The sequence below is a fragment of the Streptomyces sp. VTCC 41912 genome, assembly GCF_045799175.1.
Classification (GTDB): domain Bacteria; phylum Actinomycetota; class Actinomycetes; order Streptomycetales; family Streptomycetaceae; genus Streptomyces; species Streptomyces albulus_C.
The window spans coordinates 12,262-27,346 of sequence record NZ_JBJMAB010000018.1 but is presented as its reverse complement, the minus strand read 5'-3'; the positions used below and the strand labels follow the sequence as shown (position 1 = coordinate 27,346).

Genomic DNA, 15,085 nt, shown 5'->3' with positions numbered 1-15,085 from the left:
CCTGTCCTGCCGAGAACCCATCTTCGCACTTGTTCAACGAAGGCGGGACGCGGGGCCGGGCTCTGGACGGCCGATCAGCCGCTCCATCGGGGGTTACTGCTGCGTACTCACGTACGGATTTCGTTGAGGGCGAACACGACGTGGTAAGCGTACCGACGGCCCCGGGGGGCACCCGGGGCCGTCGGTGGTCCTGCGGTCGTGCCGCCGGGTCAGCCCAGGTCGCCCTCGGCGGTGCGCTCGGCCAGCCGCAGCAGGGTGCGGACCGCGGAGCCGGTGCCGCCCTTGGGGGTGTAGCCCCAGGGCGCGCCCTCGTGGAAGGCCGGGCCGGCGATGTCCAGGTGGGCCCAGGGGATGCCCTCGCCGACGAACTCCTTGAGGAAGAGGCCGGCGACCAGGCCGCCGCCCATCCGCTCGCCCATGTTGGCGATGTCGGCGACCGGGGAGTCCATGCCCTTGCGGAGGTGGGCGGGCATCGGCATCGGCCAGGACTCCTCGCCGACCTCCTCGGCGATCTCGTGGATCGAGGTGCGGAAGGCGTCGTCGTTGGCCATGATCCCGAAGTGGCGGTGGCCCAGCGCCAGCACCATCGCGCCGGTGAGCGTCGCCACGTCCACGATGGCGTCCGGCGTCTCCTCCGAGGCCCGGGTCAGCGCGTCGGCCAGCACGAGCCGGCCCTCGGCGTCGGTGTTGAGCACCTCGACGGTCTTGCCGCTGTACATGGTCAGGACGTCGCCGGGGCGGGTGGCGGAGCCGGACGGCATGTTCTCGGCGAGCGCCAGCCAGCCGGTGACGTTCACCGGGAGGTCAAGGCGGGCGGCGGCCACCACCGCGGCGAACACCGCGGCGGCACCGCTCATGTCGCACTTCATGGTCTCGTTGTGGCCGGCCGGCTTGAGCGAGATGCCGCCCGAGTCGTAGGTGATGCCCTTGCCGACCAGCGCCAGCGTGCGCTCAGCGGCCGCGTGCGTGTGCGCGATCCGCACCAGCCGCGGCGGCGCCTCCGAGCCCTGGCCGACGCCCATCAGGCCGCCGTAGCCGCCCTTCTTGAGCGCCTTCTCGTCCAGCACCTCGACGGTGAGGCCGAACTCCTTGGCCGCCGCCTGCGCGTGCGTGGCGAACTGCTTGGGGTCCAGGGCGTTGGAGGGCGTGTTGATCAGGTCGCGGGCGCGGTTGATCTCCGCGGCCAGCACCTCGGCGCGCTCCGCGGCCGCCTTGAACTCCTTGTCGCGCGGCTTGCCGCCGAGGACCACGACCTCGCCCAGCGGCGCCGACTTGGCGTCGTCCTTCCGGGCCTTGGCGCCCTTGCCGTTCGCGCCGTTGCTGCGGAACGCGGTGAAGGAGTACGCGCCGAGCAGGGCGCCCTCGCCCACCGCGGCGGCCGCTCCGGCGTGCTCGACCGGCAGCGCGAAGGCGGCCTTCTTGGCGCCGGTCAGGGTGCGGGCGGCGCTGCCGGCCGCGCGGCGCAGCGCCTCGTGGTCGTAGGAGTCGTCCTTGGCCGGGGCGCCGCCCAGGCCGACCGCCAGCACGACCGGCGCCTTGATGCCGTCGGCGGCGGGCAGCTTGGTCACCTCGCCCTCGGCGCCGGTGGCGCCGAGGGTCTCCAGGACGGCGGCGAGCTTGCCGCCGAACGCGTCGTCCACGGCCTCGGCGCCGGGGGCCACCACGACGCCCTTGGCGCCCTTGGCCACGCCGACGACGACGGCATCCGCACGCACCGTTGCGGCGGAAGAAGTACTGAGGCTCAGTGCAGTCACGGTGATGAAGGTCCTGTTCCGTCCGGGGAATCCGTTTCGCGCGTACGCGCTGCTGCGGCCGAGCCTACGCTCGGGAGCGGCGCCTGGCCCGGCCGGTTACGGCACCGGGATCTGACGGGGCGTCGGCTGGCGACGGGCGGATGCGCCAACTATCCCGCCATATGGAGCAGTTGTCGGTTCCGTCGGATGTTCAGCCGAGCGTGAGCAGCACCAGCGCGGTGAGCCCGGCGCCCTCCGCGAGCGCCCCGAAGACGTCGCCGGTCACCCCGCCGAACCGCCGCCGGCAGTGCCGCAGCAGCAACTCCCCGCCCGCCAGCCCCAACAGCGCGGCCAACCCGGCGTGCAGCGCCCCGTACGGGCCGCCCACCCCGGCACCGGCCGCCGCGCAGCCGACCGCCACCACCGCCGCGCACCCCGCCGCGGCCGGCACCGGAACGCTCCCGGCGACCGCCGCGCCCAGCCCCTCCGGACGGGCCGCCGGCACCCCCGCCCGGGAGGCCAGGGTCAGCGCGGCGCGCGCGGTGACCGCCATCACCACCGCGCCGACCGCGCCGACCGCCCAGCCCGCCGCGTACAGCCCGGACAGCGCGGCCACTTGGGCGAGCAGCGCGAAGAGCAGGGTGACGACGCCGAACGGTCCGATGTCGGAGCGCTTCATGATGGCCAGCGCCTCCTCGGCGGGCTTGCCGCTGCCCAGGCCGTCGGCGGTGTCCGCGAGCCCGTCCAGGTGCAGTCCGCGGGTGAGCACCGCGGGCACCACGGCGCTGCCGACCGCGGCCAGCAGCGGCCCGCCGCCGAGCAGCAACAGCAGCCCGCCGAGCGCCGCCGCGCACAGGCCGACCACCAGCCCGGCCACCGGCGCGCACAGCATCCCGCCGCGGGCCGCGGCCCGGTCCCAGCGGGTCACCCGCACCGGCAGCACGGTCAGCGTGCCGAACGCGAAGCGGAGCGCGTCGGCGGGGGAGGCAGGGGAGGCGGGGGCGGTGTCGTTCACCGCGGCAGGGTACCCGGGGCCCGGTCGGGCCCGGCCGGGGCGGCCCGCGCCGCCGCTCAGGGGCCGGTCCGGCCCCGGGCGTACTGGACGTCCCACGGCTTCCGCGGCCGCCACCAGTCCCACACCGCGCACAGCGCCAGCACCACCAGCACCGCCGCGACGTGCTCCTTGCCGGCGAGGTTGTTCTTGATGAACACCACCTCGACGACCATCGCGACGACCACCGCGGCACAGGTGAAGCGGGCCCGGTAGCGCCAGCAGACGACCACCGCCAGGCCGACCACCGCCGCCGACGGGCCGGTGTCGACCACGAACTTGTCGACCTCCGACAGCCCGACCGGGCTGTCCGGGCCGAGCCACAGGCCGATCCGGGCGTACGTCGTCCCGGCGAGCGTGGCCGCGTAGGCGACCAGCAGCGTCTGCCACCGGCCGAGGCAGATCTCGGCGATCCCGAAGACGACCAGGACCTGCGCCAGCGCGCCCCACACCGGCAGGTCCAGCGCCGGCACGAACAGCGACAGCGGGGTCCGCAGCAGTGCCAACCACAGGTGCTCGTACGCCTGCACCGAGCCGATGTTCTGGACGGTCCGGTAGCCCCAGGGCTGTTGCTGGATGAAGTGGAACGCCAGCGTCAGGCCCACCGCGGCGAGGGTCAGCGGGATCGCCCGGAGCCGGCGGGCCACCAGGGCCGGCCACACGGTCCGCAGGAGCGGGCCCCACTCGACGCGTGCGGCGCGGCGCAGGGCGGTGCCGCGCCGGCGGTCCGCCCCGGATGTGCTCATCGCGTGCGCTCCGCGGGCCCGCGGCGTCGCCCGGCCCCGGCCGGCGCGGCGCGACGGCCCTCGACGCGCACCCCGCGGTCGGCGGGCCCGTGGCACCACGCCGCGGCCGTCGGTCTCGGCCGGCGTCCATCCTCCGGATTCACAGCGATGTCTCCCGATAAAAACGTGCAAAACGCGATCTTACGGGGAGCCGACGCGGGGCCGACGCGGTGCGGTGGCCAGCGGGCGGTGCGCGGGCGCGTCCGGTGGATTCAGTCGCGTACCGGAAGCTCCGCCGCCAGGGCGGCGGCGGCCCGGACCAGCGGCAGGGCCAGGAGCGCCCCGGCCCCCTCGCCCGCTGTGACGCCGTGATCGAGCAGAGGGTTGAGCGCGATCCGGTCCAGCGCCTTGGCCTGTGCCGGTTCGCCGCTGGCCTGCCCGGCCACCCACCAGTCCGGCGCCCGGAACGCCACCCGCTGCGCCACCAGCGCACAGGCCGCCGACACCACGCCGTCCAGGATCACCGGGGTGCGGCGCACCGCGCTCTGCAACAGGAAGCCGGTGGTCGCGGTCAGATCGGCGCCGCCGACGGTGGCCAGCAGCTCCAACTGGTCGCCCAGGACCGGCCGGGCCCGGCGCAGCGCGTCCCGGATCGCCGCGCACTTGCGCATCCACGCCAGGTCGTCGATCGGCCGGCCGCCCCGCCCGGTGACGACCGAGGCGTCCGTCCCGCACAGCGCCGCGATCAGGGTGCCGGCGGCGGTGGTGCCGCCCACGCTCAGATCGCCCAGCACGACCAGGTCGGTGCCGGCGTCCGCCTCCTCGTCGGCGATCGCCATGCCGGCCCGGAACGCCGCCTCGGCCTCCTCGGCGGTCAGCGCGTCCTCGACGTCGATCCGCCCCGAACCCCGGCGGACGCGGTGCCGGGTGACCTCCTGGGGCAGCTCCGCCGGATCGCAGTCCACGGCCATGTCGACCACCCGCACCGGCACCGCGGCGTCGCGGGCCAGCACCGCCACCGGACTCACGCCGTCCAGCACGGCCCGCACCAGGTCATTGGTCCCGCCGGCCGGCCGGGCCGAGACGTCCAGTTCGGCCACGCCGTGGTCGCCGGCGAACAGCACCACCCGCGGCCGCTTCACGGGCTGCACCGGCACCCGCTGCTGCACGGCGGCCAGCCACCCGCCCAGCTCGTCCAGCCGCCCCAGGGCGCCGGGCGGCACCGGGGTGCGGGCCCGTCGGTCCTCGGCGGCCCGACGCAGGTCGGCGTCGGGGCGCTCGATCAGTTGGGCGAAGTCATCGAGGTTCAGGGCGCTCATTCGGCGCAGATTACCCGCAACCGCGCGGTGACGCGGCGCACGTGGGGAACCGGCCGGTGCCGGTGCCGTCCACGGTCCGTCAGGCGGCCGCCCGGACCGCGAAGCGCACCTCGCAGACCACCGTCCGCACCGGCCACCGCCACCCCCGGCGGGGCCGGCCGGACGACGGAGCGCCCGCCGGTACGGGCCGGGTGCGCACCGCCGCGACGGCCGGGTGGCGGCCGGCCGCGAGCACCGCCGCCGCCCTCCACCGGGGCAGCGCGTCCAGGACGAGCGCCCCGCCGGGGAAGCGCGCCGCGCACACCGCCAGCAACTCCCGCACCGCGACGGTGGACAGGCGCGCGGGCGCGTCCGGCACCGCCACCACCACCCCGTGCTCCGGCGCGGCCACCAGGCTCGGCCAGTCGGCGCCGGTTCCCGGGCGGTCGAGGGTGCGGCGCCGGGGGCCGTCCGGCAGCAGCAGCCGGCGGGCCGCCGCGTCGCCGGGCGGCAGCACCGACAGCCAGGTCAGCCGCCCGTTGTCCAGCCGGCCGAAGCCGGTTCCCAGGCCCTCGCCGAGCACCACCACGGTGGCGTCCGGCCGGTGTGCCAGGTAGCCGCGGACGGCCGCCTCGGCCGGGGCGCTCAACTCACCCGGCCCGCCCGGCCCGGAACGCCCGGTGTGGGGCCGCCCCAGGGTGCGGGACAGCCACCGCAGCGGCCGACGGAGCGGCGACGAAGGTACGGGGGAGTGGCGAAAAGGTAGGCGATGTCCGTGATGACGGGAAAGTTCGGTCACGTCCCCAGCGGACCCGCCGCCGCGCCCCCGGGCAAGCGGACACGGGCCGCACCGGGCCGCTGTCAGCCGCGCAGCGCAAGCGCCTGACCCGCGACCACCAGCAACAGCTGCTCGCACTCGGCGCCGAACGCGGCGTTCAACCGGCCGAGTTCGTCCCGGAAGCGACGGCCCGCCGGGGTCGCCGGGACCACCCCCGAACCGACCTCGTTGCTCACCGCCACCAGCCGCCGCCGGGTCGCCCGCACGGCCGCCACCAGCGCGTCGCACCGCTCCCGCAGCGCCCGCCGGCCGCCCGCCTCCCAACTCGCGTCGTCCCACGCCCCGACCTCGTCCATGGCGTGCGTCAGCCACAGCGCCAGGCAGTCGACGAGCAGCGGCGGCGCGGTCGCCGGCTCCGCCAGCAGCGGCACCAGGTCGCAGCTCTCGGCGGTCCGCCACCCCGCCGGCCGCCGCTCGCGGTGCAGCGCCACCCGCTGCGCCCAGTCCTCGTCGCCCTCCCGGGTGCCCCCGGTGGCCACGTACAGCACCTCGGGGAACGCCAGCAGCCGTCGTTCGGCCTCCACCGACTTGCCGCTGCGCGCCCCGCCCAGCACCAGCGTCCGGCGCGGCAGATCGGGCACCGCGTGGTACTCGCCGACCACCAGGGAGGTGCCGTCCGGCACCGCCCGCGCGCCCAGCGACGCCAGCCGGCGGTGGAGCTCGGGCCCGGACGGCACGGAGTGGTCCAGGTGCACCGCGACCACGTCGGTCGCCGCGTCCACGGCGCCGCCGGCCCGCAGCCGGGCCAGCGCGTCCGGCCGCGCCAGCGCGTCCAACAGCACCAGGTCGTACGGCGCCGGACCACCCGGTGCCGCGCCCCCGTCGTTCGGGCCGCCGGGCTCGCCCAGTCCGGCCGGCGCGGCACCCGGCGGCAGGTACAGCAGCCGCTCGCCGTCGGCGCCGGTGACCTCGTAGCCGGTGCCGGGGACGTCCACCGCGACCGCCCGCACCCGGTGCCCGTCCAGCAGCGCCAGCTCCCGCCCGTCGGCGACCCGGCCCGGCTGCGGCAGCCCGGCGGGCACCTCCAGCGCCGGCCCGTCGTGCGGGTGCGAGAGCAGGACCTGGCGGATTCCGGCCAGGGACCGGCCCGCCCGGGCGGCGGCGAACGCCGGGCCGGGGGTCAGGTCGATGAGCAGCGCGCCGTCGAGGAGCAGGGCGGTCGCGGCGCGCGCCGCGTCGCCGACGGCGGTCGCGCAGGCCGCGCACGGGCAGTCGGGGCGCGGCAGCCCCTGCGGGGCCCCGGTGCCGAGAAGAGTCAGGTCCACCCGGGTAAGTCTCTCGCGTCCCACCGGCACCAGCGCGCGGGGCGCCTTCGGGCGCCGCCGTTGGGCTTGCCGAACGCACCGGACGCCCCTCGACAGGGCCGTTAGGCTTCCGATCAAGCGGGAAGGCGCGATCTCGGGCACGGCGCACGACGGGGGTCCCCGGCGTGCGCGGTGGGATCGGCGGACCCGGCGGACCCGGTGGGACTCCAGGAGGCGCACATGGCGTGGACGTGGCGGTTCGAGAAGACGGACGGTTCGGAGGCGGTGCCCACCGTGGAACCGGAGGAGTTCACGACCCAGGGGGACGCCGAGTCCTGGATCGGGGAGCAGTGGCGCGACCTGCGCGACGGCGGCGTCGACCAGGTCCGGCTGTTCGAGGACGACACGGAGATTTACCCGCAGGCGATGAGCCTGCACGCCGACGCGGAATGAGCGAACGGGGGCCGGCGTGCCGCCGGCCCCCGTGGGAAGTCGTCCGAGCTCAGTGCGGCGTCAGGGCCGCTGGCCCCGCTTGACCTGCGGCTTGGGCAGGCGCAGGCGCCGCATCTGGAGTGTGCGCATCACCGCGTAGGCGCGGGCGCCCTTGACGTTCTCCTTCGGGAAGCGCTCCTGAAGCCGCTTGCCCAGGCGGATCCAGATGACCACCGAGTCCAGGACGATCAACACGATGATGATCATCCACAGCAGCAGGGCGAGGTTCTGGATCTGCGGCACCCGGATCATGGTCAGCACCAGGATCACCACGGCGACCGGCAGGAAGAACTCCGCCACGCACCACCGGGAGTCGACGTAGTCCCGGGCGAAGCGACGCACCGGTCCCTTGTCGCGCACCGGCAGGTAGCGCTCGTCGCCGTTGGCCAGCGCCTCGCGCTGGCGGGCCATGTCGGCGCGGCGGGCCTCCCGCTGCGCCTTCGAGGCGTCCTTGCGGTTGGTCGGCGTCTGCGCGCGGGTGCGGCGCTGCGACTGGGAGTCGCTGCGCTTGGGCGTCGGACGGCCCTTGGGGGCCTGCGGATCGCGGGGCTGCTGGGGCTGGGACGCGGTCACCTTGGCGGCCGCGGCCTGCTCATCCTTCGAACGGCTTCGGAACACAACACCCAAGAGTACGTGCTCGCCGGGAATGGGCCACGGGGCGACGGGGAACGATCCGGCAACGGCACCGGCCCTCCCGTGGGGGCATAAAGGGACGGACCGGGCGGCGCGGTGGCATCTGGGGGCCGCACTACTCCCTGGGCTGGAGAAGCCGGGCGGTCCGATCGTCCTGGAGGAGGAGCGCATCCGGGCCCGAACAGTGCGGTAATGGAACCAGGGCCCGTACTGTGGGGTCTGTAGATGTGCTGGAGCCGAAGCCCGATGCAAGTCGGTCAGAAGGGGGCGCGCGAGGCCCATGAGCGATGGTGTCATGAAGCGGATGGGGATGATCTTCCGCGCGAAGGCCAACAAGGCCCTTGACCGGGCTGAAGACCCGCGCGAGACCCTCGACTACTCGTACCAGAAGCAGCTCGAACTGCTGCAGAAGGTACGCCGCGGAGTCGCCGACGTGGCGACTTCCCGCAAGCGCCTGGAACTGCAGCTCAACCAGCTCCAGGGCCAGTCCGCCAAGCTGGAGGACCAGGGCCGCAAGGCGCTGGCGCTCGGCCGCGAGGACCTGGCCCGCGAGGCGCTGTCCCGGCGCAGCGCGCTGCAGCAGCAGGTCACCGACCTGGAGACGCAGCACCAGACCCTCCAGGGCGAGGAGGAGAAGCTGACGCTCGCCGCGCAGCGGCTCCAGGCCAAGGTCGACGCCTTCCGCACGAAGAAGGAGACGATCAAGGCCACGTACACGGCCGCCCAGGCGCAGACCCGGATCGGCGAGGCGTTCTCCGGCATCTCCGAGGAGATGGGCGACGTCGGCCTGGCGATCCAGCGCGCCGAGGACCGCACCGCGCAGCTCCAGGCCCGGGCCGGTGCCATCGACGAGCTGATGGCCTCCGGCGCGCTGGACGACCCGTCCGGCATGGCCAAGGACGACATCGCCGCCGAGCTGGACCGGCTCTCCGGCGGCAGCGACGTCGAGCTGGAGCTCCAGCGGATGAAGGCCGAGCTGGCGGGCGGCTCGTCCGCCCAGCAGCAGGCCATCGAGGGCGGCCAGGGCGGTGCCGCCCAGCAGGCTCCGCAGCAGCAGCACCCGCGTCTCGACAAGCAGTGACGGACGTCGCCGGACCGCCCCCGCGGCAGGTCCGGCGACGCCGCGGCGACCCCGCCCGACCGGAACAAGGGAGACCGTCGTGATCGTACGGATCATGGGGGAGGGGCAGGTGAAGCTGGACGACGCCCACTTCATCGAGCTCAACAAGCTGGACGACGAGCTGCTCGCCGAAATGGAGAGCGGTGACGAAGCCGGATTCCGGCGCACCCTCGGGGCCCTACTGGATTCCGTCCGCCGCCTCGGCACCCCGCTGCCGGACGACGCCCTGGAACCCTCCGAACTCATCCTGCCCGGCCCCGACGCCAGTCTTGCCGAGGTCCGGGAGATGCTCAGCGACGACGGCCTGATCCCGGGCTGAGTCCCGGGCCGCACCGCACACCCAGCGCACTACCGACAGCGCCCCGGCCCCTTCGGGGGACCGGGGCGTTACCGTTGCCTGCTGTGACACCCCTTCGTGCCCCGGCTGCCGCCGGGAGGTGCCCCCGGCCCGCCACCGCCCCGAGCCCCGGCGCGTCGCGCCGCGACGGCGACAAGGCCGACGGGGACGCGACCCGCGTCGCCCGCCTTCGCCAGTGGCACCGCCACCACCGGCTCGCGTTCGACGCGGCCGTGGCGGTGGTGGCGTTCGTGGCGATCCTGTGCGGCGCGGTGGCCGGCCCGCACGGCGCGCACGGCACGCACCTGCCCCGGTTCGCCGCCCGCGAGCTCACCGTCACCACGGTGCTGCTGGCCGCGCTCGCCTGCGGCGCGCTGGTGCTGCGCCGCCGGCTGCCCCGCACGGTGCTGGCCGTGACCGGCGCGCTGACCATCGTCGAGCTGGTCGCCCAGTCCAACGCCCCGCGCGCCCCGGTCGCCGGCGCGGCGGTGATCGCCCTGTTCACCGTGGCCTCCCACACCGACCGGCCCACCACCTGGCGGATCGGCGCGCTCACCTGCGTGGTGCTGACCGCCGCCGCGATGTTCTTCGGGCACCGCGCCTGGTACGCCCAGGAGAACCTCGCGATCTTCGCCTGGACCGGCATGGCGGCCGCCGCCGGCGACGCGGTCCGCAGCCGCCGGGCCTACGTGGACGCCATCCGCGAACGGGCCGAGCGCGCCGAACGCACCCGCGAGGAGGAGGCCCGCCGCCAGGTCGCCGAGGAGCGGCTGCGCATCGCCCGCGAACTGCACGACGTGGTCGCCCACCACATCGCCCTGGTCAACGTCCAGGCCGGGGTCGCCTCCCACGTCATGGACAACCGCCCCGACCAGGCAAAACAGGCCCTGGCGCACGTCCGGGAGGCGTCCCGGTCGGCACTGGAGGAGCTGCGCGCCACCGTCGGTCTGCTGCGCCAGTCCGACGACCCGAAGGCGCCCACCGAGCCGGCGCCCGGCCTCGGCGTCCTGGACCAGCTCGTCGACGGGTTCGTCCGGGCCGGGCTGCCGGTCGCCCTGGAGCTGCCGCCCGGACCGCAGCCCGCCCTGCCCGCCTCGGTGGACCTGACCGCCTACCGGGTCGTCCAGGAGGCGCTGACCAACGTTCACAAGCACGCCGGCGACGGGGCCCGCGCCGCGGTGCGGATCGTGCGGACCGAGGGCGCGCTGACCGTCACCGTCCAGGACGACGGGCGCGGCGCCGGGGCGCACGCCGCGGGCACCTCGGGGGAGGGGGCCGTGCCGGAGGGCGGCGGCGGGCATGGTCTGATCGGCATGCGCGAACGGGTCCAGGCGCTGCGCGGCACGGTCGTCACCGGCCCCCGCGCGGCCGGTGGCTTCCAGGTGCGGGTCACCCTGCCCCTGGGCGGCGCGCGCACCGGCGGAACGACATGAGCGCGAGGGCGACGGGGATGACCATCAAGGTGTTGCTGGCCGACGACCAGACGCTGCTGCGCAGCGCGTTCCGCATCCTGGTCGACTCCGAACCGGACATGCGGGTGGTGGGCGAGGCGTCCGACGGGGCGCAGGCGTACGAACTGGCCCGCGAGGAGCGCCCGGACGTCGTCCTGATGGACATCCGGATGCCCGGCACCGACGGCCTGGCCGCCACCCGCATGATCAGCCAGGACCCGGACCTGACCGACGTCAAGGTGGTCATCCTCACCACCTTCGAGGTCGACGACTACGTCGTGCAGTCGCTGCGGGCCGGCGCCAGCGGCTTCCTCGGCAAGGGCGCCGAGCCGGACGAACTGCTGCACGCGATCCGGATCGCGGCCGGCGGGGAGGCGCTGCTGTCGCCCGTCGCCACCAAGGGACTGATCGCCAAGTTCCTCGCCCAGGGCGAGGACGCGGACGGGGAACGGCCCGGCGGTGCGGGCGCCGAGCGGCTGGCCACGCTGACCGGCCGGGAGCGCGAGGTGCTGGTGCTGGTGGCCGGCGGTCTGTCCAACGACGAGATCGCCGTGCAGCTCGACGTCAGCCCGCTCACCGTCAAGACGCACGTGAACCGCGCGATGGCCAAGCTCGGCGCCCGCGACCGCGCCCAACTGGTCGTCATCGCCTACGAGTCGGGACTGGTCCGCCCGCGGGCGCACTGAGCGGAGGCCCGGCCCGTACGCCCAGGGGTGCAGGGCGGGTGGAGTCCCCCGTACTCCGAACGCGGTACGGGCGGCGGCCGGAAACCGACCTGCGAGCGAGGAAAACCGGCCTGGCCATGGCCGAAGGTGTAGGTGGGCCGGTGTCGGCCCTCCCGCCGGGCCCGAACACGGCTCCCGCCGGCGTTCCCCGCCCTCGGTACCCGCTTTTCTGAACCGAAGAGAGAGACCCCACCCATGTCCTGGCTGTCCCGAATCAGCCTCGTACAACGGGGCCTGATAGCGCTGATGTCGATCGTCGCGATCGCCTTCGGCGCTATCGCGATCCCGCAGCTCAAGCAGCAGCTCCTGCCCTCCATCGACCTGCCGATGGTCTCCGTGATCGCCCCGTACCAGGGCGCCTCCCCCGATGTCGTCGAGAAGCAGGTCGTCGAGCCGCTGGAGAACGGCATCCAGGCGGTCAACGGCATCAAGAGCGTCACCTCGACGTCGAGCGAGGGCTCCGGCGTCATCATGGCGCAGTTCGACTACGGCAACGACTCCAAGACCCTGGTCGCCGACGTCCAGCAGGCCGTCAACCGGGCCCGGGCGAAGCTGCCCAAGGACGTGGACCCGCAGGTGGTCTCCGGCGGTACCGACGACCTGCCCACGGTCGTGCTCGCCGTCTCCTCCACCACGAAGGACCAGCAGACCCTCGCCGACCAGCTGAACCGCACCGTCGTCCCGGACCTGAAGAACATCGACGGCGTCGGCCAGGTCAACGTCGGCGGCGTGCAGGACCGGATCGTCGCGGTCACCCCGGACGACAAGAAGATGGCCGCCGCGGGCCTGAACTCCGCCGCGCTCGGCCAGGCGCTCCAGGCCAACGGCACGTCGGTGCCGGCCGGTGCCTTCTCCGAGGACGGCCGCAGCAAGACCGTGCAGGTCGGCGCCGGCTTCACCTCCGTCGCGCAGATCAAGGACCTGATGGTCACCCCGGCGGCCGGCCCGATGGGCGGCGGCCAGGGCGGCAAGCCGGTCCGGCTGGGCGACGTCGCCACCGTCAAGGAGGCGTCGGCCACCCCGACCTCGATCACCCGCACCGACGGCAAGCCCAGCCTCTCGGTCACCGTGACGATGAACCAGGACGGCAGCGCCGTCGCCATCTCCGACGCGGTCAAGGGCAAGCTGGACGCCATCCGCAAGGACCTGGGCACCGGCGCGAGCGTCACCATCGCCTCCGACCAGGGCCCGCAGGTCTCCAAGTCCATCGAGTCGCTGACCACCGAGGGCCTGCTCGGCCTGGTGATGGCCGTGATCGTGATCCTGGTCTTCCTGCTGAGCCTGCGCTCCACGCTGGTCACCGCGGTCTCCATCCCGCTGTCCGTGGTCATCACCCTGATCGTGCTGTGGACCGGTGACCTCTCCCTGAACGTGCTCACCCTGGGCGGTCTGACCATCGCGATCGGCCGGGTCGTCGACGACTCGATCGTCGTCCTGGAGAACATCAAGCGGCACCTGGGCTACGGCGAGGAGCGCCGCGAGGCGATCCTCAAGGCCGTCAAGGAGGTCTCCGGCGCGATCACCTCCTCGACCCTCACCACGGTCGCGGTCTTCCTCCCGATCGGCGTGGTCGGCGGCATGGTCGGCGCCCTCTTCGGCTCCTTCTCCATCACCGTCACCGTCGCCCTGCTCTCCTCGCTGCTGGTCTCGCTGACCGTGGTGCCGGTGCTGTCCTACTGGTTCCTGCGCGCCCCGCGGCTGCCCGAGGGCGCCGACCCCGAGGAACTGCGCCGCAAGGCCGAGGAGAAGGAGACCCGCAGCGCGCTGCAGCGGCTCTACGTCCCGGTGCTGCGCTTCGCCACCCGGCGCCGCGCGATCAGCGTGCTGATCGCCGTGGTGGTCCTCCTGGGCACCTTCGGGATGGCCCCGCTGCTCAAGACCACCTTCTTCGACCAGGGCAAGCAGGACACCCTGAGCATCAAGCAGGAGCTGAAGCCGGGCACCAGCCTGAGCGCGGCCGACGCGCAGGCCAAGCGGGTCGAGAAGGTCCTCGCGGCCAACAAGGACGTGCAGGACTACCAGGTCACCGTCGGCTCCTCCGGGATGATGGCGGCCTTCGGCGGCGGCTCCGGCGCCAACCAGGCCAGCTACCAGGTCAAGCTCAAGGGCTCCGCCGACTCCGACAAGGTCACCGAGGACCTCCGCGCCGACCTGGCCAAGCTCGGCAAGGCAGCCGGCGACACCTCCGTCTCCGCGGGCGGCGGCGGCTTCGGCAACCAGAACCTCAGCGTGGTCGTCAAGGCCGGCGACGCCGACGTCCTGGCGCAGGCCAGCGAGCAGGTCCGCAAGGCCGTCGCGAGCCTGGACCACGTCACCGACGTCCAGAGCGACCTCTCGCAGTCGGTGCCGCGGATCTCCGTGACGCCCAACGAGAAGGCCGCCGCGGCCGGTTACTCGCAGGCCACGCTCGGCCAGGCCGTCGCGCAGGCCGTCAGCGGCACCCCCAGCGGCAAGGCCGTGCTCGACGACACCGAGCGCGACGTGGTGATCAAGTCGGCGCACCCGGCCACCACCGAGGCCCAGTTGAAGGACCTGCCGCTGCCGACCCCGTCCGGGATGGCCCGGCTCGGCGACCTCGCCACCGTCAAGACCGTGGCGGGTCCGGTCCAGATGACCCGGATCGACGGCGCCCGTTCGGCGACCGTCACCGCCAAGCCGACCGGTGACAACACCGGCGCGGTCTCCACCAAGCTCCAGAGCAAGATCGACGCACTGAAGCTGCCGGCCGGCGCCACCGCCACCATCGGCGGCGTCTCCCAGGACCAGTCCGACGCGTTCGGCAAGCTGGGCCTGGCCATGCTGGCGGCCATCGCGATCGTCTTCCTGCTGCTGGTGGGCACCTTCCGGTCGATCGTCCAGCCGCTGATCCTGCTGATCTCGATCCCGTTCGCGGCGACCGGCGCGCTCGGCCTGCTGGTCGCCACCGGCACCCCGATGGGCGTCCCGGCGATGATCGGCATGCTGATGCTGGTCGGCATCGTGGTCACCAACGCCATCGTGCTGATCGACCTGATCAACCAGTACCGGGCGCAGGGCTACGGCGTCGTCGAGGCGGTCATCGAGGGCGGCCGGCACCGCCTCCGCCCGATCCTGATGACCGCCCTGGCCACGATCATGGCGCTGCTGCCGATGGCGCTGTCCATCACCGGCGACAGCGGCGGCTTCATCTCCCAGCCGCTGGCGGTGGTCGTGATCGGCGGTCTGATCACCTCCACGCTGCTGACCCTCCTCCTCGTCCCGACGCTCTACGCGATCATCGAGCTCCGCAAGGAGCGCCGGGCGAAGAAGAAGGCGGCGAAGCGGGCCGGGCAGGGCGGCGGCCCCGCGGCCCCCGCGGACGCCGACCGCACCCCGGAGCCGGCCGGCGTCTGACGGCCCTCCACCGCACGACCCCACGGAGCCCCCGCGACCGCGTCCGACGGCCGCGGGGGCTCCCGC

At 74.3% G+C, this 15,085-nt stretch carries 13 protein-coding genes; 6 read left to right on the top strand and 7 right to left on the bottom strand.

Features of this window, described 5'->3' with window-relative positions; translation table 11 throughout:
• Positions 1-209: 209 nt before the first annotated feature.
• From ACJ6WD_RS23735 to ACJ6WD_RS23710, 6 genes are all read right to left on the bottom strand, one after another.
• The gene (locus ACJ6WD_RS23735) at positions 210-1,754 is read right to left on the bottom strand and encodes a leucyl aminopeptidase (RefSeq protein ID WP_233659881.1); all 1,545 of its coding nucleotides are present in this window, start codon (positions 1,752-1,754) and stop codon (positions 210-212) included.
• 190 nt (positions 1,755-1,944) lie between these two features.
• On the bottom strand, positions 1,945-2,748 hold the full coding sequence (locus ACJ6WD_RS23730; RefSeq protein WP_233659882.1) for an adenosylcobinamide-GDP ribazoletransferase: 804 nt from the start codon (positions 2,746-2,748) through the stop codon (positions 1,945-1,947).
• A 56-nt stretch (positions 2,749-2,804) separates the two neighbouring features.
• On the bottom strand, positions 2,805-3,530 hold the full coding sequence (locus ACJ6WD_RS23725; RefSeq protein ID WP_233659883.1) for a hypothetical protein: 726 nt from the start codon (positions 3,528-3,530) through the stop codon (positions 2,805-2,807).
• 251 nt (positions 3,531-3,781) lie between these two features.
• Positions 3,782-4,828, bottom strand: a complete 1,047-nt coding sequence (gene cobT, locus ACJ6WD_RS23720; protein ID WP_407616448.1) for a nicotinate-nucleotide--dimethylbenzimidazole phosphoribosyltransferase — start codon at positions 4,826-4,828, stop codon at positions 3,782-3,784.
• Positions 4,829-4,907: 79 nt separating this feature from the next.
• Positions 4,908-5,456, bottom strand: a complete 549-nt coding sequence (locus ACJ6WD_RS23715) for a class I SAM-dependent methyltransferase (RefSeq protein ID WP_233659885.1) — start codon at positions 5,454-5,456, stop codon at positions 4,908-4,910.
• 212 nt (positions 5,457-5,668) lie between these two features.
• Positions 5,669-6,910 (bottom strand): bifunctional adenosylcobinamide kinase/adenosylcobinamide-phosphate guanylyltransferase, encoded by a 1,242-nt coding sequence (locus ACJ6WD_RS23710; protein WP_331248344.1) that lies wholly within the window; start codon positions 6,908-6,910, stop codon positions 5,669-5,671.
• A 219-nt stretch (positions 6,911-7,129) separates the two neighbouring features.
• On the opposite strand from ACJ6WD_RS23710, the gene ACJ6WD_RS23705 reads away from it, so the two are divergent.
• A complete protein-coding gene (locus ACJ6WD_RS23705) occupies positions 7,130-7,342 on the top strand; it encodes a hypothetical protein (protein WP_016579044.1) in 213 nt (70 codons plus the stop codon).
• A gap of 60 nt (positions 7,343-7,402) precedes the next feature.
• Here ACJ6WD_RS23705 and ACJ6WD_RS23700 read toward each other — a convergent pair whose 3' ends face one another.
• On the bottom strand, positions 7,403-7,999 hold the full coding sequence (locus tag ACJ6WD_RS23700; protein ID WP_233659887.1) for a DUF3043 domain-containing protein: 597 nt from the start codon (positions 7,997-7,999) through the stop codon (positions 7,403-7,405).
• A gap of 310 nt (positions 8,000-8,309) precedes the next feature.
• Here ACJ6WD_RS23700 and ACJ6WD_RS23695 point away from each other — a divergent pair, with 310 nt between their 5' ends.
• The 5 genes from ACJ6WD_RS23695 (at position 8,310) to ACJ6WD_RS23675 (ending at position 15,019) form a co-directional block, all read left to right on the top strand.
• Complete coding sequence (locus ACJ6WD_RS23695; RefSeq protein ID WP_020929733.1) at positions 8,310-9,095, top strand: PspA/IM30 family protein; 786 nt, start codon at positions 8,310-8,312, stop codon at positions 9,093-9,095.
• A 79-nt stretch (positions 9,096-9,174) separates the two neighbouring features.
• Positions 9,175-9,453 (top strand): PspA-associated protein PspAA, encoded by a 279-nt coding sequence (gene pspAA, locus ACJ6WD_RS23690; protein WP_016574234.1) that lies wholly within the window; start codon positions 9,175-9,177, stop codon positions 9,451-9,453.
• 83 nt (positions 9,454-9,536) lie between these two features.
• Entirely contained in the window at positions 9,537-10,904 is a 1,368-nt protein-coding gene (locus ACJ6WD_RS23685) for a histidine kinase (protein ID WP_331248343.1), read from the top strand.
• A 17-nt stretch (positions 10,905-10,921) separates the two neighbouring features.
• Positions 10,922-11,608, top strand: a complete 687-nt coding sequence (locus ACJ6WD_RS23680; RefSeq protein WP_020929734.1) for a response regulator transcription factor — start codon at positions 10,922-10,924, stop codon at positions 11,606-11,608.
• Positions 11,609-11,842: 234 nt separating this feature from the next.
• On the top strand, positions 11,843-15,019 hold the full coding sequence (locus tag ACJ6WD_RS23675) for an efflux RND transporter permease subunit (protein WP_233659889.1): 3,177 nt from the start codon (positions 11,843-11,845) through the stop codon (positions 15,017-15,019).
• Positions 15,020-15,085: the final 66 nt, after the last annotated feature.